The organism is Ruegeria sp. AWH4_226 (assembly GCF_056159225.1).
The window spans coordinates 1329881-1356618 of record NZ_JBSWUU010000001.1 but is presented as its reverse complement, the minus strand read 5'-3'; the positions used below and the strand labels follow the sequence as shown (position 1 = coordinate 1356618).

The following is a 26738-nucleotide window of genomic DNA, read 5'->3' as shown; positions in this document are numbered from 1 at the left end:
ATGAATTTCCATGAAGTAAGATTTCCCGCCAGTCTGAGCTTTGGTTCGGTTGGTGGTCCCGAGCGGCGAACCGATATCGTGACGCTGGCCAATGGGTTTGAAGAGCGCAACACGCCCTGGGCGCATTCGCGTCGTCGCTATGACGCTGGGCTGGGGATGCGATCGCTGGACGATATCGAAACGCTGGTTTCGTTCTTTGAGGCTCGTCAGGGGCAAATGTTTGGCTTTCGGTGGAAGGACTGGTCGGACTACAAGTCCGGACCGGCAACCGCAGACGTAACCCAAGGCGATCAGGTCATAGCACGAGGCGATGGAACCCGTACCGCGTTTCAGTTGGTGAAAACCTACAGTTCTGGCGGGTTCACCTATGTCCGTCCCATCGTCAAACCCGTTTTGGGGACGGTCCAGGTCGGGCTGGAACAGGATCGGATGCGCGAAGGAGTAGACTTTGAAATAGACCTTGCGAGCGGGCTTATAACCTTTTCAGCGCCACCGCCGGAAGAGGTCGAAGTGACTGCCGGGTTTGAGTTTGACGTTCCGGTTCGTTTTGACACCGACAAAATTCAGACCAGTGTCGCCAGCTTTCAAGCGGGCGACGTTCCCAATGTCCCGGTGGTCGAGGTGCGTGTCTGATGAGTGGTGATAAGCAAGGACTCTACGCCCACCTACAAAGTGGGCTGACCACAACCTGTCGGTGTTGGGCTATCCGGCGTAAGGACGGGCGAGAATACGGATTTACGGACCACGACATGAAGCTGAGCTTTGAAGGAATTGAATTCAAAGCCAGTACCGGCCTGACTGCCTCAGTCATTGAGCAGGCCACCGGTCTGTCCATTGATAACTCTGAGGCAATGGGTGCCCTGTCTGATGCAGCCGTTACTGAGCAGGACATTGAGGCGGGCCGTTTCGATGGTGCCGAGGTGCGCGCTTGGTTGGTCAATTGGGCAAAGCCCGAACAACGCGTACTGCAGTTCAAGGGCTCGATCGGTGAAATGCGCCGTGCTGGCGGCGCGTTCCATGCAGAATTGCGCGGCCTGACGGATTTGCTGAACCGACCGTTGGGCCGGATTTATCAGAAACCGTGTACGGCGGTTCTGGGGGATGAGACTTGCAAATTTAATCTGAATACGCCTGGCTATCAGGCAGAGGCCGAAATTGTAACCTTGGTTTCTCACGCCGTTTTGCAAGTAAAAGGTGCCGAGGGGCCGGACACCGGGTGGTTCAAGCACGGCAGGGTGGACGTAGTCTCTGGACAAGCGCAAGGGCTGTGGGCTTCGATCAAGGAAGATGAACGGCTGGCGCGTGGACGCAACATCACGTTGTGGTCAGGTATCACGGGTGGTCTGGCTGTTGGCGATCGCGTCAGGCTGACCGCTGGTTGCGATAAAAGCATGGAAGCGTGTCGCAAGAAATTCAATAATTTCATCAATTTTCAGGGTTTTCCTGACCTTCCTGGCGAGGATTGGATGATGGCCGTCCCCAAGCAAAGCAACCCGAACACCGGGGGCAGCAGACGATGAGTGCGCAAAGGCAGAGTGTAGTGGATGAGGCGCGCAGCTGGCTGGGCACACCCTATGTGCATCAGGCGTCGGTCAAGGAGGTCGGGACGGATTGCCTTGGCCTTTTGCGCGGTGTGTGGCGCGTTTTGCTTGGGAACGAACCCGAAGCTGTACCGACCTACAGCATGGATTGGTCCGAACCGCAGGGCGAAGAACGAATGTGGGCTGCTGCACGCCGCCATCTGATCGAAAAGAAAGCCGATAATGTGATGACCGGCGATGTCCTGTTGTTTCGCATGCGCGACGGTGGCGTCGCCAAGCATGTAGGTATCGTCAGTGAAAACGAACCCGTGCCGCGCTTTGTCCACGCCTATTCCGGGTACGGAGTCGTCGAAAGCACGCTGAGCACCCCCTGGCGACGCAGAGTGGTTGCCTGTTTTGAATTTCCGCTGGAGGACAAGTGAATGGCAACAATAATTCTGTCTGCAGCCGGTGCTGCGGTCGGTGGTGCAATCGGCGGCACTGTTGCGGGGTTGTCCTCGGCCATTGTTGGGCGTGCTGTTGGTGCGACACTGGGTCGGGTCATTGATCAGCGTTTGATGGGTCAGTCGGTCATGGGTGGCGGCAGCGAAGTCGTTGAGACGGGACGCCTGGACCGATTTCGCCTGACAGAGACCGGAGAGGGCGCCCCGGTCTCAACGATCTATGGGCGTATGCGTGTGGGTGGTCAGGTCATCTGGGCCTCGGATTTTCTTGAGACAAAGAGCACGAGCACGACCACCCAGGGTGGCGGTGGCGGCAAGGGCTCTCCTAAATCGCCAGAGGTCACGACAACCACGCACAGCTACAGCTACTCGATCTCGCTGGCCATCGCGGTAGGTGCCGGCCAGATTTCGGACGTCTCACGTATTTGGGCGGACGGAGAAGAGTTGGAGCGTGCGGGTCTGAACATGCGGATTTATCCGGGCGACAATCATCAACTGCCCGATCCCCTGATTGAAGCCATCGAAGGTTCAGACAGTGTTCCAGCCTATCGCGGAACAGCCTACGTCGTTATTGAAGATCTTCAACTGGCACCTTTCGGAAACAGGGTGCCACAGTTTTCGTTTGAAGTCGTGCGACAAGAACAGCCGGATTTGCCGGACACGTCTGATGCACTGTCGAAAACGGTCCGGGGCGTCGCATTGATGCCCGGCACCGGCGAATACGCCTTGGCCAGCGAACAGATCAACTACACCAAGGGGCGGGGGCAAAGCTGGGCCGCGAATGTCAACTCTGCTTCGGGGCTGCCGGATCTGGTGACCTCGGTCCGGGCGCTGCAAGCCGAACTACCAGCCTGTGATGCTGCTTCGCTAATCGTATCTTGGTTTGGGGGCGACCTGCGGTGCGGGCAATGTCAGATACAGCCAAAGGTTTTGCACAAAGATATTGAAGGGAAAAACATGCCCTGGTCCGTAGCCGGGGTAAACCGTCAAACAGCCGAGGCGGTTCGGCACGCAGATGAACGTCCCGTTTACGGTGCGACACCAGCGGACCAGTCTGTTGTTCAGGCGATCCGGCACATGAAAAGCATCGGACAACGCGTGATGTTTTACCCGTTTATCCTGATGGACCAGCTGCAGGACAACGGTTTGCCCGATCCGTGGTCAGGCTCGGACAGCCAGCCACACCTGCCGTGGCGTGGGCGGATCACGTTAAGCATCGCTCCGGGGCGGGAAGGATCGCCGGACCAGACGGCGGCGGCGGATGCACAGGTAGCCGCTTTCTTCGGTGCCGCGCGCGCCAGCGATTTTGACATCGGCGATGGTTTTGTCGCCTACAATGGTCCGCAGGAATGGGGCTTTCGCCGGTTTATCCTGCACTATGCTGCGCTGTGCAAGGCAGCCGGTGGGGTGGAGTCGTTCTGCATCGGATCTGAGATGCGGGGGCTGACCCAAATCCGGGGCCTTTCCGGTTTTCCGGCTGTTGCGCAGCTGCGGTCGCTTGCTGCAGATGTGCGTGACATATTGGGGCCGGACGCGAAAATCGGCTATGCGGCGGATTGGAGTGAGTACTTTGGCTATCAGCCCAGCGATGGAACAGGGGACAGGTATTTCCACCTCGATCCGCTTTGGGCCGACGACAATATCGACTTTGTTGGCATCGACAATTACATGCCATTGTCCGATTGGAGGAACGGCGAGGATCACCTGGACCGACAGGCCGGAGCCGATGCGATCTATGAACTCGACTATCTTCGCGGAAATATTGAAGGCGGTGAAGGATACGACTGGTTTTATGCCTCACCCGAGGAAGCCGAAGCGCAGATTCGCACGCCAATAACGGATCATGAACACGATGAACCGTGGGTCTGGCGGTACAAGGATTTACGAAACTGGTGGTCGAACCGCCACCATGAACGCATTGGCGGTGTCCGGCAGTTGGACCCGACGGATTGGCTGCCTGGATCCAAGCCGATCTGGTTCACGGAACTGGGTTGCGCGGCAATCGACAAGGGAAGCAATCAACCAAACAAGTTTCTTGACCCCAAGTCGTCGGAGTCCAGTATTCCACGCTATTCAAATGGTGCACGCGACGACTTTATGCAGGTGCAGTACCTGAAGGCTATGCTTGGCTACTGGTCTGATCCCCACGTGAACCCCGTGTCCGATCAGTATGGCGGTCAGATGGTGGATATGTCGAACGCCTACATATGGGCTTGGGATGCGCGTCCCTTTCCTGCTTTTCCTAACCTGCAAAGCCAGTGGAGCGATGGGGAAAATTATCCACGTGGTCACTGGCTAAACGGGCGATCGGGCACGCGGACTTTGGCCTCGGTCGTTACGGAAATCTGCTACGGCGCGGGTGTCACGGATATCGATGTTTCTCGCCTGTACGGGGTTGTGAGAGGGTACGTGGTCGAGGATGTCTCTACTGCGCGGGCAGCTTTGCAGCCGTTGATGCTGCGCTATGGTTTCGATGCGATCGAGCGGGACGGTGTATTGCGGTTTCAGATGCGCGGCGGTCACGGTGCCGAAGAGCTTGCAAGCGACCTTCTGGCTGACAGCCCTGAAATCACTGGACGTGTCGAGTTTCGCCGCGAGGCAGAGGCCGAGATGTCCGGCCGTGTGCGCATTAGCTTTGTTCAATCCGATGCGGATCATGACGTCGTTTCGGAAGAGGCCATCTTGCCAGATGATGAAACGCATTCAGTATCGGTGAACGAGTTTCCCTTGTCGATGACCCGTGCTGAAGGTCGCCAGACCGCCGAACGGTGGTTGAGTGAGGCGCGTACTGCGCGCGAGACAGCCAGGATTGCCTTGCCGCCGTCGATGCTGCACTTGGGTGCAGGTGATGTCATTAGCCTGACCAATGAGGAGCAGAATGCGCGCTACCGAATTGACCGCTTAGAACAGTCTGATCTGCAGTTGGTCGAGGCGGTCCGGGTTGAACCGGATGTCTATGCACCTTCGAATCTGCCGGATGACGCGGTTTCCGAAAAACCCTTCGTTGCACCTGTTCCTGTCTTGCCCGTGTTCATGGATCTGCCGCTGATCACCGGGTCGGAAACACTGCATGCCCCGTATCTGGCCGCGTCGGCAAATCCGTGGCCTGGCAGTGTTGCGGTCTTTTCGGCATCAGGCGACGAAGGCTATGCATTGCAAGACGTCATTCCCGGGCAGGCAGTGATTGGTTTTACTGAAACGCCGCTCAGACGCGCAAGCGCAGGCATATGGGATGAAGGGGCAGCTCTACGTGTTAGGCTTGTCGACGGTTTGCTGGAATCCCGTACCCAAGAGGCGCTGCTAAATGGTGCCAATCTGGCTGCGATTGGGGATGGCACGCCTGGAAACTGGGAAGTTTTTCAATTCGCCGAGGCAAATTTGCAAGAGGCGGGCATGTACTCCTTGTCCAGCCGGTTGCGTGGTCAGCTTGGGACAGACGCAATTATTCCCGATGTTTGGCCCGAAGGTTCGATGTTCGTTTTGCTTGATCAACGCGTCTACCAAACCGGTCTGTTGCGATCCGAGCGGCGGGTGACCAAGCATTATCGCATTGGCCCCGCGACACGTGGCTATGAAGACCCGTCTTTTGTGCACTTGGTCGAGGCTTTCGACGGAAACGGATTGCGCCCATACGCGCCAGTACACCTAAGCGCAATACACATGCCAGCCGGTGATCAATTGTCCTGGATACGCCGAACCCGTCTGGACGGAGATGATTGGGCAGGGCTGGACGTGCCGCTTGCAGAGGAGAACGAATCCTATCTTGTTCAAATAAGCGTGAATGGTGCTTTGGTGCGGGAACAGGTCGTAACTGAGCCGACCTTGTTTTACCCCACCGCGGCGCAAGTGGTAGATGGTGTCAGCGGCGCGTACAGCGTTCGGGTTGCGCAGGTATCGGCCAGCTATGGGCCGGGCTTGTACGCCAACCTGACGGTTGGGTAGGCGAACCAATGCGTCCTGTATTGCACGGGGACGTCAGCGCGGCGGCGCGGGCTTTGCTGGCCGCGCCGCTGGACGATCGTGAAAGACTGTGCGCTCGTATGTTCCGTGAAGCCCAACTGGCCTACAATTATGCCTCCAGGACAGGGCAACTCCACCCTGAGTTCGGCAATGGCTCATTGATGGCCGTCGCACGTAACAGACCGTTGGCTGATGAGCCTTGTTTTGATGATCTGCACTATTGTCGGTGCTTCGAACTGGTCCTGCGCCACCTGGGCCTGTTTCTTGCAACTCGCTGCTAATGCGATGGGATTTTTTGCTCTCAGATGCAAATTCATAGGCCCCTTTTGCCCTTGTGACCGGTTCAATCCATTTCATCTATTTTTGTTACCATGCCGATCACGGGTTTGCGTTTGGCGTTTTACCCACTAAATGGCATGCTAAGCGCAGCAAAGGAACAATAGCTATGTTGGAAAAGCGCAGTCACGTAACGCCGGTTGATCCGGTCTGGACACGAATAACAAGCGAAGCTCAGGCCGCTGTCGAGAGCGAGCCATTGATGGGCGGTTTGGTTCACGCCTGCATATTGCACCATCGGAGCCTGGATCGGGCATTGTCATATCGCATCTCGGCCAAGCTGTGCTCGAACGAGATGTCGATGATGGTCCTGCGAGAGGTTGTGGACGAAGCATATGCGGACGACCCAACGCTGATCGAGGCGGCGCGTGCAGACCTGATGGCCGTTTACGAACGTGACCCGGCCTGCCACCGCTTGTTGCAACCGATCCTGTATTTCAAAGGCTATCAGGCCATGCAGACCTATCGCGTCGCGCATTGGTTATGGGGTAAGGGCCGGCATGATCTGGCTTATTTCTTCCAGATGCGCGCCTCTGAGATATTCGGGACGGACATCCACCCGGCCGCAAAAATCGGCAAAGGCATAATGATAGACCACGCGCACTCGATCGTCATCGGTGAGACGGCGGTGGTAGGAGACAACGTGTCGATGCTGCATTCCGTCACGCTGGGCGGAACCGGCAAAGAAGAAGAAGATCGCCATCCAAAAATAGGAGATGGCGTACTTATTGGTGCCGGAGCCAAGGTGCTGGGCAATATTTCGGTTGGCCAATGCAGCCGTATCGCTGCGGGCTCTGTCGTGTTGCAAGAAGTCCCAGCTTGCAAGACGGTTGCTGGCATTCCAGCCAAGATCGTTGGTGAGGCAGGTTGCGATCAGCCTTCTATCTCGATGGATCACATGCTGGGCAAGAACCGGTAACGAAACTTGAAATTTAAGCGCGCCCCACCCGGCGCGCTTTTTTCAATTAGCTGGTTTACAAAATGAACGAGAAACGCACCCCGTTAGACCTTGGACACGATTCAGCGTTTCGTCACGGGAACATCAACACGTGCCGCAGCGCATAAAAAACCCCTCCAATGGAGGGGTTTTTGGGCTCAAACAGGATTTCGCTGTTAGGCCAGCATGACCATCGGGTTTTCGAGGTTATCGACGATGGCTTGTAGCAGTTGTGCGCCAAGCGCGCCGTCAATGACTCTGTGATCGACCGACATTGTGACTGACATCACGGTGGCAACCGTCAACTCTCCATCATCGCCCACCACTGGTTTTTTGAGGCCGGTGCCGACCGCAAGAATACCCGCGTGGGGCGGGTTCACGATTGCGTCGAAATTGTCGATGCCGAACATGCCCAGGTTCGAGACCGCGAAGGTGCCGCCTTGGTACTCGTGCGGGGCCAACTTGCGGTCGCGCGCACGGGCTGCAAGGTCTTTCATCTCGGTCGACAAGGCTGACAGAGATTTTGTGTCAGCATCCTGCAAGACCGGGGTGAACAAGCCGCCCTCAATCGCGACAGCAACGGCCACATCCGAAGGTTTCAGCTGCAATACGCGGTCACCGGCCCAAACTGCGTTACATTCCGGGACCTGCTGCAAAGCGTTGGCGACGGCTTTGATGATAAAGTCGTTCACGCTAAGCTTTACGCCACGGCCTTCCAGTTGTTTGTTCAACTGGCCACGGAATTTAAGCAGCGCGTCCAGCTTGATGTCGCGGCGCAGGTAGAAATGCGGGATGGTCTGTTTGGCTTCGGACAGGCGTGCGGCAATTGTCTTGCGCATACCGTCGAGTTTGATTTCCTCGTATTCCCGACCTTCGTACATTTTGGCGACAGCATCCGCTGATGGTCCTGCCGGGGCGGTTGCGGGTGCAGGTGCTGCCTGAGCCGAGGCAGGCGCGGACGCCGGAGCAGGCGCGGTCGCGCTTTCAACGTCTGCTTTGACGATACGGCCATGCGGCCCGGACCCCTTGATCTGCGACAGGTCAAGACCTTTCTGAGCGGCAATCCTGCGAGCTAGCGGAGACGCGAAAATGCGACCGCCATCGGCCTTGACCGGAGCAGCCGGGGCAGGGGCAGGCGCCTCAGGCGCCGCAGGAGCGGCGGCCTCGTTGCCTGCGGCGGCTTCTGGCGAAGCCTCCGGTGCTGCCGCGGGTGTGGCGGCGATATCATCTGCGCTTTCACCCTCTTCCAGCAGAACTGCAATTGCGGTATTGACCTTTACCCCTTCAGAGCCTTCGGGGACCAGGATTTTGCCAATGGTGCCTTCATCGACAGCCTCGAACTCCATCGTTGCCTTGTCGGTTTCAATCTCGGCCAGCAGGTCGCCGGAGGACACGGTATCGCCTTCCTTGACTAACCATTTTGCAAGTGTGCCTTCCTCCATCGTCGGTGAAAGGGCGGGCATCAGAATTTCGGTGGGCATCTGTCTGTCGCTCCTTACCGGTAGGTCACTTGTTTGACGGCGGCGATCACCTCATCGGTGGTAATCAGGGCCAGCTCTTCAAGGTTTGCTGCATACGGCATCGGAACGTCCTTACCGGTGCAGTTGATTACGGGCGCATCAAGGTAGTCGAACGCTTCCTGCATCACGACCGAGCTGATGTAGCTGCCGACGGAACCCTGCGGCCAACCTTCTTCGACGGTTACCAGGCGGTTGGTTTTCATCACCGAATTGATGATTGCGCCTGTGTCCATTGGACGAAGGGTGCGCAGGTCGAGCACCTCGGCGTTGATGCCTTCCTCGGCCAGCTTGTCGGCGGCTTCCAACGCGTATTGCATACCAATGCCAAAGCTGACGATGGTTACATCCGATCCCTCGCGCCAGATGCGGGCCTTGCCCAGCGGGATGGTCAGATCATCGACTTGCGGCACATCGGACGAGCGACCGTATAAGATCTCGTTTTCCAGAAAGACCACCGGGTTGGGGTCACGGATTGCCGATTTCAGCAGGCCTTTTGCATCGGCTGCCGAATAGGGCATAACGACTTTCAGACCGGGTATTTGCATATACCATGCGGCGTAGTCCTGACTGTGCTGAGCAGCCACGCGGGCGGCAGCACCATTAGGACCGCGGAACACGATGGGGCAGCCCATTTGACCGCCGGACATATACAGCGTTTTCGCGGCAGAGTTGATGATCTGGTCAATCGCCTGCATGGCGAAGTTGAAGGTCATGAACTCGACAATCGGCTTCAATCCGCCAAAGGCTGAACCAACGGCGATCCCGGCAAAGCCGTGCTCGGTGATCGGGGTGTCGATCACGCGCTTGCTGCCGAACTCGTCCAGAAGACCCTGAGAGACTTTGTAGGCGCCTTGGTACTCGGCGACCTCTTCGCCCATCAGGTAAACGTCTTCGTCGCTGCGCATCTCCTCGGCCATCGCATCGCGCAGCGCTTCACGCACGGTTTGCTGCGCCATTTCCGCGTCGGCGGGCCAGTCAGGCGACAGATCAACCTTGGGAGCGGCAGGGGCTGATGATGCGGCAGGAGCGGGGGCCTCAACCGCCGCTGGGGCGGCCTCAGCCTCCGCTGCGGCTGCGGGCGCAGCCTCGGGCAGGGCGGACGCGTCTTCGCCTTCTTCGACCAGGATCGCGATGGGGGTGTTGACCTTTACCCCCTCAGTACCTTCTTCGATCAGAATCTTACCGACGATACCTTCGTCGACAGCTTCGAATTCCATCGTCGCTTTGTCAGTCTCGATCTCGGCCATGATGTCGCCGGAGGAAACGGTATCGCCTTCTTTAACCAGCCACTTGGCCAGCGTGCCCTCTTCCATGGTCGGGGACAGGGCGGGCATCAGGATCTCGGTCGCCATTACACGGCCTCCTGCGGAATTTCGTCTGCATAAATATCGGTCCAGAGCTCTTCGACGGAAGGCTCGGGGCTTTCTTTCGAGAATTCGGCGGCCTGGTTTACGATCTCTTTGATTTCCTTGTCGATCGCCTTCAGATCATCCTCGGTTGCGTGCTTGCCGGTCAGCAGCAGTTCGCGCACGTGCTCGATCGGGTCGCTTTGTTCGCGAACTTTCTGAACCTCTTCGCGGGTTCGGTACTTGGCCGGGTCGGACATTGAGTGGCCACGATAGCGGTAGGTCTTGATTTCGAGGATGTACGGACCTTTGCCAGCGCGACAATGGGCAACGGCCTTTTCTCCGGCGGCTTTCACGGCCAACACATCCATGCCGTCGACGATTTCACCCGGAATGCCAAACGCCTCACCACGGTGGTAAATATCCTTGGTCGAAGTCGAACGGGCCTGAGAGGTTCCCATCGCATATTGGTTATTCTCGATCACGAACACCACAGGCAGGCTCCAGATCGCGGCCATGTTGAACGTCTCATAGACCTGACCCTGGTTGGCAGCACCGTCCCCAAAATAGGTGAAGGTCACACCGCCGTTTTCCTTGTACTTGTCGGCAAAAGCCAGCCCCGCACCAAGCGGCACCTGCGCGGCGACGATGCCGTGACCGCCGTAAAAGTGCTTTTCTTTCGAGAACATGTGCATCGAGCCGCCCTTACCTTTTGACAGCCCGCCGATGCGACCGGTCAGTTCGGCCATCACACCGCCTGGCTCCATCCCGCAGGCAAGCATGTGACCGTGGTCACGGTAGGACGTAATGCGCTTGTCGCCTTCTTTGGCAGCGGCCTCAAGGCCAACGACAACGGCTTCCTGCCCGATGTAGAGGTGGCAGAACCCACCGATCAGACCCATACCATATAGCTGACCCGCTTTTTCCTCGAATCGACGGATCAGAAGCATTTCCCGGTAGTAGGTTTTTAGCTCTTCTGCAGAAACATTTGGTTTCTTTGTGGTTTTTCGCGCAGCCATTGTGGCGATCTCCCCCTTTCGGACAGATAGTTTAGCGTTAAACTATCTCATAAAGCATTTCCGGCAATCTGGCGAGGGTAAATGTGACGCGGCGTCGGATGTGCGAATTCCGGCCTTTGGCTTGTGGCCAGGCTCGCGGTTGAAACGCGTTGTCAGGCTGGGTTCAGCGGATCACGATTTCGTCTGAGCGGATCATGCCGAGAACAGAACGCGCCTGTTGGTCCAGCAGATCAAGATCCAGATAGGTGTCGGACAAACGACGTGTCAGGTTTTCCATTTCCGCGATCTCGGCCTCAAGCTTGGCAAGATCGCGCGACAGGGCGTCCCGTTCTGCTGCAATTTCGACCCGTCTGAACAGGCCATAGTCACCCTGCACGGCGGCAAAGGTGAAGTACACACCCAGCATAAATGCCACCATGAAGAAGAAGACTGCGCCCAAGCCGGGTCGATGAGAACGGGACACTCTGTTTACCGCCGTATGAAGTTTGCCTCAATAACGTGCCCTTTTCGGGCATCTCAAAGCACTATGTCACAGGTGATTCGGGATGTGAATCCCTTACCGCGCATTTTTTAATGTGTTGATGGCCGACAATCACTGCCATGTTTTCAGCGCCTTGTTTCGCGCCAGCGTCTGTTCTTCCATGCAGCTCCAGTAGAACATCGCGTCTGCGCTGCCACCCGCCGATAGGTTGGGCTCGCAGGTCGCATCCCGTGACTTCAACCACGCGCGCTGCTGCTCCAGAAGAGCTTGCCCGTCACCGCGCGCGTCCGCCAAAGGTTTGACTTCGCCCCAGATGCGGTTGAGTTCACGGTCCGCGATCTCCCACTTTTCCTTGGCGCAGAAATTGGCATCAATCTGCGTTTGGCCATTGCAACTGGATTGTCCGACAGCGGACGCTGGAAGCAAGGCAGCTATCAAAAATGCAAGGCCTCTCATGGCAAAATCTCCGCTTAAACGGCGATCTTACCATGCGCAGTGCCATTTGCCCAAAACGGACCAGATGATTACCCTTCCAGCGCGGCGACCCCCGGCAGGGTTTTGCCCTCCATCCACTCAAGAAATGCGCCACCTGCTGTTGAGATGTACGAGAAATCGGCTGCCGCACCGGACGCATTCAGCGCGGCCACGGTATCGCCCCCGCCTGCGACGGACACCAAGTTGCCTGCGCGGGTAAGCTCCGCCGCCTTCAGCGCTGCGGCATCGGTCGCGGCGTTGAACGGTGCGATCTCAAAAGCACCCAACGGGCCATTCCAGATCAGGGTCCGGCTTTTGGCAAAAATGTCCGAGATGGCGGCGACACTATCGGGACCGGCATCAAGGATCATGCCGTCATCGGTGCATTGATTGGCAGGCAGCACTTCGTGCGCCGCGTTGGCTGCAAACTCTGCGGCAACAACCACGTCTGAAGGCAGGACAATCGTGCAGCCCGCGCTTTCGGCTTTGGCCAGAATTTCAGCTGCTGTGTCTTTCATCGCGGTTTCAGCCAGCGACTTGCCGACATTCAGCCCCTTGGCGACGAGGAAAGTGTTCGCCATACCGCCGCCGATCACAAGGTAATCCACCTTGTTGATCAGGTTGCCCAGCAGCTCCAGCTTAGTCGACACTTTTGCCCCACCGACCACGGCAGTCACGGGCCGCTTGGGATCACCCAGAGCACCCTCCAGCGCCTCAAGCTCGGCCTGCATCAAACGACCCGCGCAAGAGGGCAGCAGGCGGGCGATAGCCTCGGTCGAGCTGTGGGCGCGGTGTGCGGCCGAGAAGGCGTCGTTGCAATAGACTTCGCCCAGCTTGGCCATGCCTGCAGCCAGATCGGCGTCATTCTTGGTTTCAGCCGCATGAAAACGCGTGTTCTCCAGCAACAGAACCTGACCCGATGGCAGCGCGTCCGCGGCCTGTTCAGCCTCGGCACCAACGCAATCGGGGGCGAAACAGACAGCGGTGCCAAAGGCGGTTTCAAGGGCGGGAACCAGTTGTTGCAATGACAGGTCCATTTTCCGTTCGCCCCCCGGACGACCGAAATGAGCCAACAGGATTGGCTTGCCGCCCGCGGCAAGAACATCGCGAACAGTCGGCACGATGCGCTGAATGCGGGTATCGTCCGTCACCACGCCGTCAGCGACCGGCACGTTGATATCCACACGTATCAGCACGCGCTTGCCGTTCAGGTCCATATCGTCAAGAGTTTTCCAGCCCATCGCGCAATCCTTGGTGTTTTGAAACAGGTTTAGGCGGTTCTTTTCCTGCATTTTGCCCTCAGGTCAATGCGTCACTTGGCATTCAGGCGCGTGGCGAATAGGTAAATGCGCAAGACAAACGACAGGAGGGCCACATGGCCGAGATCAAGGATCCCGAAAACACCATCATCATTGAACTGAAAGATGGCAAGGTCGTCATTGAACTGCTGCCCGACGTGGCACCGCAGCACAGTGCTCGGATGAAGGAATTGGCGCGCGGCGGAGAATATGACAACGTGGCCTTTCACCGTGTGATTGACGGTTTCATGGCACAGACCGGCGACGTGCAGCACGGCGATATGGAAGACGGGTTCAACATTCGCATGGCGGGAACTGGCGGCTCGTCGCTGCCCAACGTACCGGCAGAGTTCTCAAAGCTTCCGCATGATCGCGGAACTCTGGGTGCGGCGCGGTCGCAGAACCCAGACTCGGCTAACTCGCAGTTCTTCATCAACTTTAAGGACAACCACTTCCTGAACGGCCAATACACCGTTTACGGCCGTGTGATCGACGGAATGGAGCATGTGGACGCTATCGTACGTGGTGAGCCGCCTGCGAACCCTGACCGCATGATCAGCGTTAAGGTGGCAGCAGATGTATAAACTGGCCGCAGCATTTGTCCTGCTGGCCAGCCCTGCGCTGGCTACAGGCCTACAGATCGAGATCGAAGGTGAGGGGGCCAATGGCACGGTCACCGTCGATCTGTTCGAAGATCTTGCCCCGAAGCATGTTGAACAGATCAGCACCCTTGCCGCCGAGGGCAAGTATGATGGCGTGGTGTTCCACCGCGTGATCGACGGTTTCATGGCGCAGACCGGAGATGTTGAGTTCGGTCGTATCGGAGGCGACATGCGCCGGGCGGGCACCGGCGGGTCGGATCGACCCGATTTGCCAGCCGAATTCTCGGACTTCAACTATGACCGCGGTGTGGTGGGCATGGCACGGGCGCAGGACCCGGACAGTGCGAACTCGCAATTCTTCATCATGTTTGAACCGGGTCTATTCCTGAACGGCCAGTACACAGTTGTTGGCCAAGTTACCGATGGCATGGACGTGGTTGATATGATCAAGCGGGGCGACGGACCCAACGGTGCCGTGGTTGGTCAGCCCGACGTTATGAAAACGGTTACCGTCACTGAATGATTAGAAAAGCCCCGGAGTTGATCGCTGCGGGGCTTTCCTCTTGAAAGTGTCTAGTCGTCGCCCATCGCCTGCCAGATCAGCGCGCCAATAGCGGCACCGACCAATGGGGCAACCCAGAATAGCCAAAGCTGCGCCAAAGCTGGGCCATCAGCAAACAGAGCTACACCAGTTGAACGCGCGGGATTAACTGATGTGTTCGTTACAGGGATGGAAATCAGGTGGATCAGCGTGAGGCACAGCCCGATGGCGATCGGAGCAAATCCTTCGGGTGCGAAATTGGATGTTGCGCCAAGAATGACCACGACGAAGAATGCGGTCATCACGATCTCGATCACCAGCGCCGAAGTCAGTGAATATCCCTCGGGTGAAGCCTCGCCGTATCCGTTGGTGGCAAAACTGCCGACGCTCTCAAAGCCTGGCGCGCCACTTACGATCAGGTATAGCACTGCGGCGGCAGCAATCGCGCCGATCACTTGTGCGATCCAATAGGGAATCAGTTCGCTTGCCGAGAACCTGCCGCCTATCATCAAGCCGAGGCTGACTGCCGGGTTGAAATGTCCGCCCGAGATATGCCCGACAGCATATGCCATCGTCAAAACGGTCAGTCCAAACGCAAAAGAAACGCCCAGCCAACCGATGCCGACATCAGCAACGCCTGCCGCTAATACTGCACTCCCGCAACCGCCGAGTACCAGCCAGAACGTACCGAAAAACTCGGCCATGAGTTTTGGAAACATGAAAAGTCCTCCCGAAAACAACGGGTTTCACTATAATTCAATTATCTTTGTTTGATAACTACTTGTGAAACTACACAGCTTGAACCGGTTTAGCTCCAACTGACGGGGTCGAGCCGAAACAGTTTGGAAAGCTGTGCATAGACATCGGGCACAGCAGCTTTCAACTGTTTTGGTTGTTCAAAGAAGACCTCGACCGAGACGGCAAAAAATTCTTCGTGGCCTACCGCTCCGTAAGGGTCAATGACTGTATGCCTGCCATGCTCGACCGCGTTTACATGGGCGTCATAGGCAGTCAGAAACACGCGTTCCCATTCTGCAAAGCTTTGCCCGTCGCTCAGGATCGGAACGCCATTGGTTCCGCCGGACATGTCGTCGACCTGATGTGCAAACTCGTGCAAAACGACGTTCTGGCCGTCATGATAATTTGCCGCGCCTTTGCGACTGTGAGACCAGGATAGGATCACGGGTCCGCGATCCCAGCTTTCGCCGGTGCGAACGATTTCCTTTTCGCTTACAACATAGCCATCCTGCCTGCGTTGCCGCGACTTAAACGCATTCGGGTAGATCAGGATGGTGGTCAGATGGTCGTACCATTGGTCACTGTTGACCAGCAGCAGGCTGGCTTGCGCAGCGATGGCAAGCTCCATCTCTTCCGTGACTTCAAGCCCATCGCACCCAAAAAAGCGGACCTGATCGAGGAACAGGTTTACCTTGCCATCAAGCTTGGCGCGCAGGTCAGCGGGCAGTCGGCGGATCAGCGGGACTTGCTGTTCGATAACCTTGCGCTGATGATCGGTCAGTGATGTCGAAAGCAGCCTTTGCCGCGCTTGGGATTTGGCCCAATGGCGGTATAGGAAGAAGCCGACAATCAGCAGCAGGACAGAGAAAAAGATCAGCATAGAAAGACATTATACCGACCTTTTCGCTCAGCAAGAGCAAAGAAAAACGCCGCAGGGCAACCTGCGGCGCTCACTCGTTCTGCTGTAGGCGCAGTGTTACTGTTTGACCTCAGCCGCGGGGTTTGCACCCGGCTTAGCACTGCGGCCAGGGTTCAGCGGATCGTCCTGACGCTGCACCGAGCCTTCGAAATGCGCACCGCTTTCGATGGCAATGGTCTTGTGGATAATGTCGCCCTCGACCCGTGCAGTCGACGTAAGGCGTACTTTCAAGCCCCTCACACGGCCTACGATGCGGCCGTTCACGACGACGTCGTCTGCGGTGACTTCGCCTTTGATGGTCGCCGTTTCGCCGATGGTCAGCAGGTGCGCGCGGATGTCGCCCTCTACAGTGCCTTCGACCTGAATGTCGCCCGATGTCTTGAGGTTGCCCGTGATGTGCAGGTCCGAAGACAGAACTGATGCCGGAGGCTTGGGCTTTGGCGCGGTACTGGCCTTGTTTTCTGCGGGTGCAGGTGCCGCCGGTTTCGCCGGTGCCGCGGGTTTCGCCGCCTCATGGGCGTTGGACGCGGGCTCGTTGATTTTGCTTTTAGAAAACATTTCTCGCAGCCTTGATGTAAGTCATTGGGTTAACAGGTTTTCCGTCAACGCGCACTTCATAGTGCAGATGCGTTCCGGTAGACCGTCCAGTGCTACCCATATCAGCAATATGATCCCCGCGCGAGACTCTTTGTCCCTTTTTCACGCGGTTCTTTGTGTTGTGGGCATAGATGGTTTCAATACCGAACGCATGGCGGATTTTTACAACACGCCCGTAGCCCGATTGCCAGCCCTCAAATGTGACGACGCCATCTGCGGTTGCAAAGATATCTGTACCATGCGCACCAGCGAAATCAATGCCGCTGTGCATACGGCGCCCACCCGAAAACGGATCGCGCCGAAAGCCAAAGCCAGACGTCATGCGTACGGCCGCCTTGGTGGGTGAGGCGAAGGGGGCTTTTTCGGCGGCAATGCGGTAAAGGTTCAGTTTATCCATCTGCTGCAGCAAGACGTTTGTGCGTATTTCGTCCGGAGTAAGCTCCTCACCGCGTGTGCTGAACGAGATGGGGTTCAAAGGGCCGCCCATACCGCTGTACCCGCGGCGGACCTCTTCGATGATACGGTCCGTAGGCATGCCGGCCTGGCGGAACATCTTGTCGAGCGGTTCGACCGAGATCACCATCGCTTCTTCTAGCTGGCGGAAGATCTCTTCGCTTCGTTCCTGCATCAGCTGAATTTCCAGCTCTAGCTCTTCGCGCTGCTTCAATGCGTCTTGCGCATCTGAGGCGATCTGATCGCGTTCCTGTGCCGTGCGTGCCAGCGCCTCGGTCATGAAGGTCATCTGTTCGGGGGCAGCCATGGCCGTTACGTACATTTCGCTTTCGCCGCCACCGGCCTGCAGGTTGGCCAGTTCTGCGCGAGCCTCTTCGCGCTGCTTCATTGTTGCGCGCAGGGTGGTCTGAATGACCTCGATACCAGTTTCAAGCTCGCGGCGACGGTTTTCTGACGCCAAAAGCTCGGATTGCATTGCCGATATCTGCTCAAGCGCCGCGTTGAACCGGTCATGCGCGGCAAGCGCTTCTATTGCGCGGGCGTCGCGCTCGGCAGACAGGACGTTCAGACGCTCTTGATAGGTTGCCTGATCCCGTTTGGCCTGCTCGCGAAAATTGCCTGATCCGATGCTGTCCATCAAAAGGATCGCTGTCGCGACGGCCGTCCAGCCTATGATTACGCATACCCCGGCAACAGCAGCCACCTGCGTTTCCGAACTGAGCCGGATAAACCGCGTATCGTTATCAGATTTTAGAAAGACCCGGCGCTCCGGGAAATACCGTTCGAACAGTGAGTGTAGTTTTATTGCCAGACGGGTTCGCACGCGTCTATACCTCTCATCCCCATGATCGGGACCGGTCGTGAGCGTCCGCCGTCCCTTGAGGCTTTGCATAAAGGGCGCACTGGATTAGGGCAAGTTTGTTAACCTGTTCACCCTTAAAACCATCTTTTTCCCGCCAATTCTCGGCGGGAAATTGCCGAAAACATCAATGTGAGTGCACTTAATCCGCGTTGCCGGGCGGCGGCAGATCCTCGGTCAGTGGCCAATAAAAGTCGGGCGGCAGTCCGGCTTCGGCGCGTTTCTCCTCATTAAAGGGAGGTTTCAGAACGCCGTGGAAATAACGCCGGACCAAGTGGTGAAACACGTCTTTGGGATCCGCATTTTCACGCCCGCACAAGAAGTGAAACCATTTCGAGCCATAGGCCACATGCCCGACCTCTTCGGCGTAGATCACTTCCAGCGCGGCGATGGCCTGTTCGTCCTTGGCCTTTCGGAAGATGTTGATCATGCCGGGTGTCACATCCAACCCGCGCGCCTCAAGCACCATTGGAACGACAGCCAATCGGCCCATCAGATCGTCGGCGGTGTCCTCTGCCGCGCGCCACATGCCGGCATGGGCGGGCAGGGCACCATAATGGCTGCCCATGTTTTCAAGGCAGTCGCAGACCATCTCGAAATGGCGTGACTCTTCCTCGGCGCATTTGACCCAATCATCATAAAACCCGATCGGCATGGGCACGTGCCCGAACCGGGCGATGATGTCCCAGTGCAGGTCGACCGCGTTCAACTCGATATGCGCAACTGCATGCAGCAAGGCGATGCGGCCCGCCTCAGAGCCGGGCTTGCGCTTGGGAACTTCGCGTGGCGACAGAAGTTCGGGCCGCTCGGGACGGGCGGGCTGCAACGGAGGTGTCGCTGTACCGATTTCAATTGCGGGTGACTCACCCTTGCGCGAGGCAAACCATGTTGCGGCGTGGCGCTTGGAAAGGGCGGTTTTTTCCCGCCCATCCGCCGTGGTCAGAACTTCGTTCGCCATCTGGGTCAACGTCTTGGACACCGGGTATCTCCGCCTGTTGAGTTGCGCGGGTCTTAGACCGGTTGGCGACCGCGGTCGAGAGCGTTCACATCGCGCGTACGGCTTCCAGCACCTCATCCACGTGCCCGGGTACTTTGACCTTGCGCCAAACCTTGGCGATCTTGCCTTTGGCGTCGATGATGAAGGTCGAACGCTCGATCCCCATAGACTTTTTGCCATACATGTTTTTCTCGACCCAAACGCCGTAGTCTTCACAAACGGTTGAACCTTCGTCTGACAGCAAAGGCGTGGTCAGATTGTGCTTGGCAACGAACTTGTCGTGCTTGGCAACGCTGTCCCGCGAAATCCCGAAAACGTGAGCGCCCGCATCAGCAAAGGCTTGAAGTTGTTCCGAGAAACCGATGGATTCCTTGGTGCAGCCCGGCGTATCATCGCGGGGATAGAAAAACAGAACAACAACGCCGCCGCGCATGGCTGACAAGCTGACCTCACCGCCGCCGTCGCGGGGCAAAGTGAAATCCGGGGCGATGTCTGAAACGTCGGGCATTGGAAACTCCGTTAAAGTTTTCTAAGGGCTGCCCGTCATCATAGGGCGCCGCGAGCGGGTTGAAAGACGTGGATGGAAAATTGATTCAGCACGAAGACGAAAGTGCGCCGCTGTCGGAGACCCCTCCGCGCCGCCGGTCGCGTCGTCGTATCGCTGTTCATTTTTCTGGCTGGACTGTGCTTTCGATTGCGATCCTGGCCTTCGTTGGTTGGTATTTCCTGTTCGGCCAGAACCTTCACGCACCGGATTGGGTACGCAAAAAGGTGGAACAGCGGCTGGAAGAAAGCCTTGGAGGTCTTCAGTTCCGGTTCGGCGACGCCAGCTTCATCATCAATGAAGAATGGCGGCCAAGGCTGCGGCTGACCGATGTCACGATCAGCGATGCGGCCGGTCAACAGATTGCGCAGGTGTCCGACCTGCGAACCCGTCTTTCAATGCGTGGTCTGTTGCGGGGGCAGATTCGTCCGCGCCGCATCATACTGAGGGATGCGCAAATCGCGTTGACCCGTGGGCAGGATGGGGCATTGTCGCTGATCGTGGGCTCGGGGAGTACGCCGGTGCAGAAAGCACCGGACCTTGCACAACTGATCGACCAATTGGATGACGTGTTCTTGTCGCCGATCCTGTCCGGCATTCGGTCTGTTGAATTGGAGTCTTTGACACTGGACTATCAGGACTTGCGGCTTGGCAGGGCCTGGGTCTTTGATGGCGGTCGTGTCACAGTGACGCGCAACGGGGATGAGTTGCGACTGGCCACCGGGTTCTCGGTTCTGACCGGGCGCGACTATGCCAGCACGATCGAGGCCAATTACGCCAGTGTTCTTGGGTCATCGCGGGCTGAGTTTGGCGTTTCGATCACCGACCTTCCGGCGGAAGACATCGCCAGCCAAAGTCTTGCCCTGTCATGGTTGCAGGTCCTCAAAGCACCGATTTCAGGCGCATTGCGCGGCAGCATCGACGCAACCACGGCACTTGGGCCGCTCTATGCCACACTCAATCTTGGGGCAGGGGTGGTGCAACCGACACAAGAAACTAAGCCGATCCCGTTTGAATCTGCCCGAACCTACTTCACCTATGAGCCCAAGCGGCAGGAATTGGATTTCAACGAGGTTTCAGTGGTTTCGGCCTGGGGCTCTTTTCAGGCTGAGGGGAAAGCGTATCTTGAAGGGATCGAGAATGGCGCTCTGGAAAGTCTGACCTCGCAGCTCAGCCTCAGCAGTATCAACATCAACCCGGCTGACCTGTTTCCAGTACCGCTGTCATTGGCGCGCGCCGATCTGGATATGCAGATGAAGCTGGCTCCGTTCCGGTTGCGCTTAGGTCAGATCATGATCGAAGACGCAAATTACCAGCTGCTCGGCTCGGGTAATTTGATTGGTGAAGCAAATGGCTGGGTAGCAGATCTGGACGCGCATCTTGACGGTATGAACGCGGATGAGCTTCTGAACTACTGGCCTGAACGATTGGCACCGAAGCCGCGGATTTGGGTTGAGACAAACCTGTATCAAGGCAGGGTTTCAGACGTCGATTTCGCGCTGCGTTTCCGGCCCGAAAGCAAGCCGGATATATATCTGGATTTTGGCTTCGAGGATGCGAAAATACGCTTTGCAAAGACCCTGCCGCCGCTTGAGCACGCGCAGGGCCAGGCCAGTCTGATCAATCGCCGCTTTACCGCGACGGCTGAGGCGGGCGTGGTCTTTGCGGATGAAGGGGGTGCAATCGACGCATCCGGCACGTCTTTCATCATCCCCGATACGGGCATTAAGAAAGACTCACCATCGATCACCCGGATCACCGCCAAGGGCACTACAACAGCGGCCTTGTCGCTGCTTGACAGACCGCCGCTGGAATTGCTGACCAAGGCAAACCTGCCCGTCGACCTGGCTGAAGGGCATGTGGGCCTTTCCGGGACGCTGTTCCTGCCGATGAAGAAAAAATTGAAGTTCGAAGAAACGCAGTTCCACTTCCTCGGCGAAATAGATGATGTCCAAAGCGACAGGCTGGTTCCGGGTTTCTCAGTCGCCGCCGACCGGCTTGAGGTAAGGGGCAATGAGACCGAGGTTGAAGTATCCGGCGACGGGGTGTTCGGTGATGTTCCGATCCAGGCCACCTGGCGGCAACCCATCGGTGGGACCGAACCACAACGCAGCGAGGTAACCGGCCAGATCGAACTGTCCCCCCGTCTGATGACTGAATTGAAGGCCGGTCTGCCGCAAGGCATGCTGACAGGGCAGGGCACTGCGGATATTGCTCTTGGAATCGGGGCGGGGACACCGCCAAAGCTAACCGCGTCGTCCGATCTGGCGGGTGTTTCTTTGGCCATTCCCGAACTCGGCTGGCGCAAGGGCCCGGGCTCAACCGGAACCATGAGGGTTGAGGCCACGCTGGGCGAAAATCTACGCGTTGATGAACTGGTGCTCGACGCCGCCGGATTGCGTAGCACGGCTTCCATTTCCTTTAACGACGGGGATTTCGACCGTGTGCGGTTCAGCTCGTTCGATCTGGGGGATTGGTTGGCTGTTCCTGCCGAATTAGTCAACAGTGGCGGAGCGGTACCCAATATTCGCGTTCTGGGCGGCGTGATGAACCTTGCGCGCGCGACTTTCGGAAGCGGCGGCGGAGGAGGCGCGGGCGCTGGTGCCAGTCCCCGGCTTGATGTGGCCTTGGATCGCCTTCAGGTCACGGAGTCTATTTCTTTGACCGGGTTTAACGGTGCGTTTCAAACCAGCGGCGGTGTTAACGGCGCTTTCACAGCCGCTGTGAACGGTGGCGCCCCTGTACGCGGACAAGTCACGCCGCGCGACGGCCGCAGCGCGGTGACGCTCAGGTCGGAGGATGCCGGGGCGGTGTTGCGGTCGGCGGGTATGATCACGCAAGCGCGTGGCGGAGATTTGGATTTACAACTGGAACCGGTGGCGGGTCCGGGCAATTACGACGTGATCCTCAAGATATCCAACACGCGCATCAAGGACGCTCCGGCCATGGCTGCGCTTCTGAATGCAATCAGCCTTGTGGGCTTGCTGGATGAAATGGCGGGGCAAGGTATCTTTTTTGCCAGCATCGACAGCCGCATGCGGATCACGCCGACCGAGGTAAAAGTTCTAAGTGGCAGCGCAGTTGGTCCGTCGATGGGCCTGTCTTTCGATGGTACGATCGACACTGTGGCCGGCGTTCTGGATTTGCGGGGTGCGATTTCTCCGATCTACCTGGTCAACGCAATTGGCAGCGTTTTCACCCGGAAAGGTGAGGGCGTCATAGGGTTCAACTATACTTTGTCCGGGCCATTGCGGCAGCCGAAGGTCTCGGTGAACCCGCTTTCCGGACTGGCACCGCTGTTCCTGCGTAACCTGCTGCGCGCCCCGGCCCCTACGGTCTCCGATGGACCCAACGCACAGCCCATCAAGCCCGATGAGCCAAAACGGACATTCGGATCATCCGCCGAGGAGCGTTGATTTGGAATGACGGGCGCTGTATGGCGCGGCCATGAAACTCAGCGATTTTGATTTCCACCTTCCCGAAGACCTGATTGCAACGCGACCCGCCAGCCCGCGCTCGTCGGCGCGGATGCTTGTTGCGAGCAAGGATACGCTGTCGGATGCGCATGTGTTCGATCTTCCCGATTGGCTGCAACCCGGTGATCGGCTGGTTCTAAACGATACCCGCGTCATCCCCGCGCGCCTGAATGGTCGCCGCCATCGTGACAGCGCTCAGGGACCAGTTTCAGCTGCAATTGAGGCAACCTTGTTGGACCCGCAGGCCGATGGCACATGGGCGGCGCTGATCAAACCGCTAAAAAAGGTTAGGCTCGGGGAAGACATCCAGTTTTCCGATGACCTCAGCGCAACGCTTGAGCGCGCGGACGGTGGGCGGGCCTATCTAAGGTTTAACCTGACAGGGGATGATTTCGACGCGGCATTGGAGCAGGCAGGTGCGATGCCTTTACCACCATATATCGCCGCCAAACGCCCGGCGGACGAGCGGGACAAGACCGATTACCAAACGATCTGGGCGCGAAACTCTGGCGCAGTTGCGGCCCCCACAGCCTCACTGCATTTTGATGACTCCCTGATGCAGGCGCTGGCAGTGCGCGGCGTCGAACTTAGCCATGTGACGCTGCATGTGGGTGCTGGCACCTTTCTGCCGGTCAAGGTTGAAGACGTAACCACCCATAAAATGCACGCAGAGTGGGGCCGAGTCAGCGCCGAGGCTGCCGAAGAAATCCGCGCCACGAAAGAGGCTGGCGGGCGGATCATCCCCGTCGGAACAACCGCCCTGCGCCTGATCGAAAGCGCGGGGCGCTCTGGCCGGATCGAACCGTGGGAGGGGGAGACGGATATTTTTATCTACCCCGGTTTTAAATTCCATGTGGCAGACGCGTTGATGACCAATTTCCATTTGCCAAAATCCACACTTTTGATGCTGGTGTCGGCACTGATGGGACAGGACAGAATGCGTGAAGTCTACGCCCATGCCATCGCGCAGGAATACCGATTCTTCTCCTATGGTGACGCGTCGCTTTTGATCCCGTAAGAGGCGCGTTGTCGGGATCATTTGCCCGCAATGTCGTAGACAAGCACGAACAGAGCCGTTTTTCCTATACAAGCGATTCCACAGTTCAGGTCGAAATTACATTTCTTGGAGGCGCGAATGCTTCAGGTTCTTTCCAGCGCATGGGCGCTTCTTCTTGGGATGGGACTTCTGATGGTCGGCAACGGCCTGCAGGGCACGATTCTGGGTGTTCGCGGTGAAATCGAAGGGTTTTCGACCCTAGAGATGTCGTTTGTGATGTCGGCGTATTTCCTTGGCTTTCTTGGCGGCTCACGCCTGGCACCCGAGATGATCCGACGCGTCGGCCATGTGCGCGTGTTCGCAGCACTGGCGTCATTCATCTCGGCGGTGATGATTTTGTACCCGTTGATGACCAATCCTGTGGTCTGGATTTTCGGGCGCGTTCTGATCGGGTTCTGCTTTTCCGGCGTGTACGTCACGGCCGAGAGTTGGTTGAATAATGCCGCCAGCAACGAAAACCGCGGACAGGCCCTGTCGCTATACATGATCTTTCAGATGGTGGGCATCATCAGCGCCCAAGGCTTGGTTCTTTTGGGCGACCCTGCCGGGTTCGATACATTCGTAATTGCCTCAATCCTGGTTTCGGTTTCATTTGCACCGATTCTGTTGTCGATTTCACCTACGCCCGCTTTTGATTCCACTAAACCTATGACCCTGCGCGAATTGTTTGGGTATTCGCCCTTGGGCTGCGTCGGTATGTTTCTGTTGGGCGGAGTATTCTCGGCTCAGTTTGGCATGGCCTCAGTCTACGGCGCTCGAGCAGATCTTTCGTTGGCTGAAATCTCGACCTTCGTTGCCGCGTTTTATGTCGGCGCCTTGGTGCTGCAATATCCGCTGGGCTGGTTTTCTGACCGTATGGACCGCCGCGTGCTGATCATGGTGGTTGCAGTCACTGGCGCCTGCGGCGCGATTGCAGGAATGCTGTTTGGTCTGTCTTTCCCTATCCTGCTGGTCTCGGCCTTCGTGATCGGAGGGATGTCGAACCCGCTGTATTCCCTTCTCATCGCTCACGCGAACGACTTTTTGCAGCATGAAGACATGGCTGCCGCATCGGGTGGGTTGTTGTTTATCAATGGGCTTGGCGCGATTGCCGGTCCGCTAATTACAGGGTGGCTGATGGGTGATGCGGTGTTTGGCCCGCAAGGGTTTTTCCTGTTCATTGCCGCGCTTCTGGTCACGACAGCTGTTTATGCGCTGTATCGCATGACACAGCGTGCCGCGATCCCGGTTGACGAAACGGGTACAATGTCCACAGTTTATGCGACCGCTTCGCCCGTTGCGGTCGAGTTGGCGCAGGAGGTCGCGATCGAAGCCGCCGAGGCTGAAACGCAAGATGTGGCCTAAAACACATAATTATGTCGCAAATGTTGCAATTTTTTACTGTAACAAATCTGTAAATACGCATTTAATGACCTTACGTCCCTGGGGAGGGCAACACGACGGAGTGAAGGGCAATGGTTGGTCCTGAAGAAGTATTGAGTTTTTGGTTAGATAAAATTGGTCCCAAGGGTTGGTATCTACAAGACGACGCTTTGGACGCAGACATTCGCGAACGGTTTTTAACCACTTGGGAAGTCGCGAATGAAGGCAAGTTTTCTCTTTGGTTGACCTATCCCAATGGGTCGCTGGCCTATATTATACTGATGGACCAGTTCCCGCGTAATATGTTCCGTGGCAGCGCCAAGGCCTTCGCATCAGATCGCGCCGCCCTGTCGGCAGCCAAATGTGCGATAGACAAAGGGTGGGATCTTAGGATCGACGAACCCGCGCGGCAGTTCTTTTACCTGCCTTTGATGCATTCGGAAAACTTGTGCGATCAGGAACGCTGTGTTCGTCTGATGTGTCAAAATATGCCCAGTAGCGACCAAAGAAATCTGTTGCACGCACGTGCGCATCGTGAAGTGATCCGCAAGTTTGGGCGGTTTCCGTACCGGAACGAAGCCCTGAAGCGTCCGATGACGGCACACGAAGCAGCCTATGTCGACATGGGCGGATACGGTGCAACGGTCCGCGAACTGCAGGCCGCCGGCTAGGACTGGGGCACGCAGCCTCGAACAGCAATAATCCGGTCGGCGACCACGTCGGCCGATTTTTCTATGGCAGAGTTAATCAACGTTTCCGGTGACTCGGTAATCTCAGCAATGCGGGCCTGCGAAGCCTGCATCCTCGCTTCCATGTTATCGAGCGTTGCCAAAGCCGTTGAAATGCGCAGTTTCTCGGCAATATCCGTAACAGTTCCGCTGTCCTGAATGCTCGTAATATCGCTGCGCAGGGCTGCAATCTCACCTCGGATACCGCGAATTTCGTCTTTTAGCGGCGCGACAATCTGCACTTTTTCTGAAAAGACTGTGGTGATGTCTTCTACGGTCGTTGCCAGCCGCCACCCAAGAAAGAGGCATAGCGCCACAAGGATGAGCGTGGCATTGAGCAGGGCAAGCAAAAGATCTTTGAATGTTTTGGCCATGATAAGCCTCTCGAATAACTTGCGTTTAGGACTGAACGTCTAATTCGGCACCTATGTTCTAGCCATTGAAACTCGTGCGGTATAGGCTGAAATCCGCATGAAGCGTTACATTTCGCCCGCGTCTGTTATGTCGCGG

General features: G+C 57.3%; 25 protein-coding genes. 12 read left to right on the top strand and 13 right to left on the bottom strand.

The window, feature by feature from the left end:
* The 6 genes from ACXAET_RS06565 to cysE all read left to right on the top strand — a co-directional run bounded on the left by ACXAET_RS06565 (position 1) and on the right by cysE (position 7199).
* Complete coding sequence (locus ACXAET_RS06565) at positions 1-633, top strand: phage distal tail protein, Rcc01695 family (protein ID WP_475182891.1); 633 nt, start codon at positions 1-3, stop codon at positions 631-633.
* A complete protein-coding gene (locus tag ACXAET_RS06560; RefSeq protein WP_475182887.1) occupies positions 633-1520 on the top strand; it encodes a DUF2163 domain-containing protein in 888 nt (295 codons plus the stop codon). Before ACXAET_RS06565 ends, ACXAET_RS06560 begins: the two co-directional genes overlap by 1 nt.
* The gene (locus ACXAET_RS06555; protein WP_475182883.1) at positions 1517-1963 is read left to right on the top strand and encodes an NlpC/P60 family protein; all 447 of its coding nucleotides are present in this window, start codon (positions 1517-1519) and stop codon (positions 1961-1963) included. Before ACXAET_RS06560 ends, ACXAET_RS06555 begins: the two co-directional genes overlap by 4 nt.
* Complete coding sequence (locus ACXAET_RS06550) at positions 1964-5926, top strand: baseplate multidomain protein megatron (protein WP_475182881.1); 3963 nt, start codon at positions 1964-1966, stop codon at positions 5924-5926.
* A gap of 8 nt (positions 5927-5934) precedes the next feature.
* A complete protein-coding gene (locus tag ACXAET_RS06545; protein WP_475182876.1) occupies positions 5935-6225 on the top strand; it encodes a DUF7742 family protein in 291 nt (96 codons plus the stop codon).
* 164 nt (positions 6226-6389) lie between these two features.
* Positions 6390-7199 (top strand): serine O-acetyltransferase, encoded by an 810-nt coding sequence (gene cysE, locus ACXAET_RS06540; protein WP_475182872.1) that lies wholly within the window; start codon positions 6390-6392, stop codon positions 7197-7199.
* A gap of 194 nt (positions 7200-7393) precedes the next feature.
* On the opposite strand, the gene ACXAET_RS06535 is transcribed toward cysE, so the two are convergent.
* The 6 genes from ACXAET_RS06535 to ACXAET_RS06510 form a co-directional block, all read right to left on the bottom strand.
* A complete protein-coding gene (locus ACXAET_RS06535) occupies positions 7394-8698 on the bottom strand; it encodes a pyruvate dehydrogenase complex dihydrolipoamide acetyltransferase (RefSeq protein WP_475182869.1) in 1305 nt (434 codons plus the stop codon).
* A gap of 14 nt (positions 8699-8712) precedes the next feature.
* On the bottom strand, positions 8713-10089 hold the full coding sequence (locus ACXAET_RS06530) for a pyruvate dehydrogenase complex E1 component subunit beta (RefSeq protein ID WP_475182867.1): 1377 nt from the start codon (positions 10087-10089) through the stop codon (positions 8713-8715).
* Entirely contained in the window at positions 10089-11102 is a 1014-nt protein-coding gene (pdhA, locus tag ACXAET_RS06525) for a pyruvate dehydrogenase (acetyl-transferring) E1 component subunit alpha (RefSeq protein WP_475182864.1), read from the bottom strand. Before pdhA ends, ACXAET_RS06530 begins: the two co-directional genes overlap by 1 nt.
* A gap of 163 nt (positions 11103-11265) precedes the next feature.
* Positions 11266-11565, bottom strand: a complete 300-nt coding sequence (locus tag ACXAET_RS06520; RefSeq protein ID WP_475182860.1) for an FtsB family cell division protein — start codon at positions 11563-11565, stop codon at positions 11266-11268.
* Positions 11566-11694: 129 nt separating this feature from the next.
* Complete coding sequence (locus ACXAET_RS06515) at positions 11695-12039, bottom strand: lysozyme inhibitor LprI family protein (protein WP_475182856.1); 345 nt, start codon at positions 12037-12039, stop codon at positions 11695-11697.
* Between the two features lie 68 nt (positions 12040-12107).
* Complete coding sequence (locus ACXAET_RS06510) at positions 12108-13298, bottom strand: phosphoglycerate kinase (protein WP_475187144.1); 1191 nt, start codon at positions 13296-13298, stop codon at positions 12108-12110.
* Between the two features lie 134 nt (positions 13299-13432).
* On the opposite strand from ACXAET_RS06510, the gene ACXAET_RS06505 reads away from it, so the two are divergent.
* Together ACXAET_RS06505 and ACXAET_RS06500 are read left to right on the top strand one after the other, a co-directional pair.
* Positions 13433-13939 (top strand): peptidylprolyl isomerase, encoded by a 507-nt coding sequence (locus ACXAET_RS06505; RefSeq protein WP_068331921.1) that lies wholly within the window; start codon positions 13433-13435, stop codon positions 13937-13939.
* A complete protein-coding gene (locus ACXAET_RS06500; protein ID WP_475182851.1) occupies positions 13932-14480 on the top strand; it encodes a peptidylprolyl isomerase in 549 nt (182 codons plus the stop codon). Before ACXAET_RS06505 ends, ACXAET_RS06500 begins: the two co-directional genes overlap by 8 nt.
* A gap of 50 nt (positions 14481-14530) precedes the next feature.
* Here the strand turns inward: ACXAET_RS06500 and aqpZ are convergent, their stop codons facing one another.
* The 6 genes from aqpZ to ACXAET_RS06470 form a co-directional block, all read right to left on the bottom strand.
* The gene (aqpZ, locus tag ACXAET_RS06495; RefSeq protein ID WP_475182849.1) at positions 14531-15217 is read right to left on the bottom strand and encodes an aquaporin Z; all 687 of its coding nucleotides are present in this window, start codon (positions 15215-15217) and stop codon (positions 14531-14533) included.
* Between the two features lie 89 nt (positions 15218-15306).
* Positions 15307-16116 (bottom strand): M90 family metallopeptidase, encoded by an 810-nt coding sequence (locus ACXAET_RS06490; protein ID WP_475182846.1) that lies wholly within the window; start codon positions 16114-16116, stop codon positions 15307-15309.
* A gap of 96 nt (positions 16117-16212) precedes the next feature.
* Entirely contained in the window at positions 16213-16713 is a 501-nt protein-coding gene (locus tag ACXAET_RS06485) for a bactofilin family protein (RefSeq protein ID WP_475182843.1), read from the bottom strand.
* Positions 16703-18028: a DUF5930 domain-containing protein gene (locus ACXAET_RS06480; RefSeq protein ID WP_475182840.1), complete on the bottom strand. Its 1326-nt coding sequence runs from the start codon at positions 18026-18028 to the stop codon at positions 16703-16705. Before ACXAET_RS06480 ends, ACXAET_RS06485 begins: the two co-directional genes overlap by 11 nt.
* A 178-nt stretch (positions 18029-18206) precedes the next feature.
* Positions 18207-19022 carry a ferritin-like domain-containing protein gene (locus ACXAET_RS06475; RefSeq protein WP_475187139.1) on the bottom strand — a complete coding sequence of 272 codons (816 nt, stop codon included), beginning with the start codon at positions 19020-19022 and terminating at the stop codon, positions 18207-18209.
* Between the two features lie 85 nt (positions 19023-19107).
* A complete protein-coding gene (locus ACXAET_RS06470; protein WP_475182836.1) occupies positions 19108-19569 on the bottom strand; it encodes a peroxiredoxin in 462 nt (153 codons plus the stop codon).
* Between the two features lie 68 nt (positions 19570-19637).
* Here ACXAET_RS06470 and ACXAET_RS06465 point away from each other — a divergent pair, with 68 nt between their 5' ends.
* The 4 genes from ACXAET_RS06465 to ACXAET_RS06450 all read left to right on the top strand — a co-directional run bounded on the left by ACXAET_RS06465 (position 19638) and on the right by ACXAET_RS06450 (position 26171).
* Positions 19638-23021, top strand: coding sequence for a YhdP family protein (locus tag ACXAET_RS06465; protein WP_475182832.1), 3384 nt, complete (start codon positions 19638-19640; stop codon positions 23019-23021).
* A 31-nt stretch (positions 23022-23052) separates the two neighbouring features.
* The gene (queA, locus tag ACXAET_RS06460; protein WP_475182829.1) at positions 23053-24099 is read left to right on the top strand and encodes a tRNA preQ1(34) S-adenosylmethionine ribosyltransferase-isomerase QueA; all 1047 of its coding nucleotides are present in this window, start codon (positions 23053-23055) and stop codon (positions 24097-24099) included.
* A gap of 117 nt (positions 24100-24216) precedes the next feature.
* Positions 24217-25482, top strand: coding sequence for an MFS transporter (locus ACXAET_RS06455; RefSeq protein ID WP_475182826.1), 1266 nt, complete (start codon positions 24217-24219; stop codon positions 25480-25482).
* Between the two features lie 110 nt (positions 25483-25592).
* Positions 25593-26171 (top strand): DUF924 family protein, encoded by a 579-nt coding sequence (locus tag ACXAET_RS06450; RefSeq protein ID WP_475182822.1) that lies wholly within the window; start codon positions 25593-25595, stop codon positions 26169-26171.
* On the opposite strand, the gene ACXAET_RS06445 is transcribed toward ACXAET_RS06450, so the two are convergent.
* A complete protein-coding gene (locus ACXAET_RS06445; RefSeq protein ID WP_475182818.1) occupies positions 26168-26602 on the bottom strand; it encodes a hypothetical protein in 435 nt (144 codons plus the stop codon). The genes ACXAET_RS06450 and ACXAET_RS06445 overlap by 4 nt on opposite strands.
* Positions 26603-26738: the final 136 nt, after the last annotated feature.

What these genes read in the sequence shown, in the direction of transcription:
- ACXAET_RS06565 (WP_475182891.1), top strand. Translation starts at nt 1, where the DNA reads ATGAATTTCCATGAAGTAAGATTTCCCGCCAGTCTGAGCTTTGGTTCG.
- ACXAET_RS06560 (WP_475182887.1), top strand. Translation starts at nt 633, where the DNA reads ATGAGTGGTGATAAGCAAGGACTCTACGCCCACCTACAAAGTGGGCTG.
- ACXAET_RS06555 (WP_475182883.1), top strand. Translation starts at nt 1,517, where the DNA reads ATGAGTGCGCAAAGGCAGAGTGTAGTGGATGAGGCGCGCAGCTGGCTG.
- ACXAET_RS06550 (WP_475182881.1), top strand. Translation starts at nt 1,964, where the DNA reads ATGGCAACAATAATTCTGTCTGCAGCCGGTGCTGCGGTCGGTGGTGCA.
- ACXAET_RS06545 (WP_475182876.1), top strand. Translation starts at nt 5,935, where the DNA reads ATGCGTCCTGTATTGCACGGGGACGTCAGCGCGGCGGCGCGGGCTTTG.
- cysE (WP_475182872.1), top strand. Translation starts at nt 6,390, where the DNA reads ATGTTGGAAAAGCGCAGTCACGTAACGCCGGTTGATCCGGTCTGGACA.
- ACXAET_RS06535 (WP_475182869.1), bottom strand. Translation starts at nt 8,698, where the DNA reads ATGCCCACCGAAATTCTGATGCCCGCCCTTTCACCGACGATGGAGGAA.
- ACXAET_RS06530 (WP_475182867.1), bottom strand. Translation starts at nt 10,089, where the DNA reads ATGGCGACCGAGATCCTGATGCCCGCCCTGTCCCCGACCATGGAAGAG.
- pdhA (WP_475182864.1), bottom strand. Translation starts at nt 11,102, where the DNA reads ATGGCTGCGCGAAAAACCACAAAGAAACCAAATGTTTCTGCAGAAGAG.
- ACXAET_RS06515 (WP_475182856.1), bottom strand. Translation starts at nt 12,039, where the DNA reads ATGAGAGGCCTTGCATTTTTGATAGCTGCCTTGCTTCCAGCGTCCGCT.
- ACXAET_RS06510 (WP_475187144.1), bottom strand. Translation starts at nt 13,298, where the DNA reads ATGGGCTGGAAAACTCTTGACGATATGGACCTGAACGGCAAGCGCGTG.
- ACXAET_RS06505 (WP_068331921.1), top strand. Translation starts at nt 13,433, where the DNA reads ATGGCCGAGATCAAGGATCCCGAAAACACCATCATCATTGAACTGAAA.
- ACXAET_RS06500 (WP_475182851.1), top strand. Translation starts at nt 13,932, where the DNA reads ATGTATAAACTGGCCGCAGCATTTGTCCTGCTGGCCAGCCCTGCGCTG.
- aqpZ (WP_475182849.1), bottom strand. Translation starts at nt 15,217, where the DNA reads ATGTTTCCAAAACTCATGGCCGAGTTTTTCGGTACGTTCTGGCTGGTA.
- ACXAET_RS06490 (WP_475182846.1), bottom strand. Translation starts at nt 16,116, where the DNA reads ATGCTGATCTTTTTCTCTGTCCTGCTGCTGATTGTCGGCTTCTTCCTA.
- ACXAET_RS06485 (WP_475182843.1), bottom strand. Translation starts at nt 16,713, where the DNA reads ATGTTTTCTAAAAGCAAAATCAACGAGCCCGCGTCCAACGCCCATGAG.
- ACXAET_RS06475 (WP_475187139.1), bottom strand. Translation starts at nt 19,022, where the DNA reads ATGGCGAACGAAGTTCTGACCACGGCGGATGGGCGGGAAAAAACCGCC.
- ACXAET_RS06470 (WP_475182836.1), bottom strand. Translation starts at nt 19,569, where the DNA reads ATGCCCGACGTTTCAGACATCGCCCCGGATTTCACTTTGCCCCGCGAC.
- queA (WP_475182829.1), top strand. Translation starts at nt 23,053, where the DNA reads ATGAAACTCAGCGATTTTGATTTCCACCTTCCCGAAGACCTGATTGCA.
- ACXAET_RS06455 (WP_475182826.1), top strand. Translation starts at nt 24,217, where the DNA reads ATGCTTCAGGTTCTTTCCAGCGCATGGGCGCTTCTTCTTGGGATGGGA.
- ACXAET_RS06450 (WP_475182822.1), top strand. Translation starts at nt 25,593, where the DNA reads ATGGTTGGTCCTGAAGAAGTATTGAGTTTTTGGTTAGATAAAATTGGT.
- ACXAET_RS06445 (WP_475182818.1), bottom strand. Translation starts at nt 26,602, where the DNA reads ATGGCCAAAACATTCAAAGATCTTTTGCTTGCCCTGCTCAATGCCACG.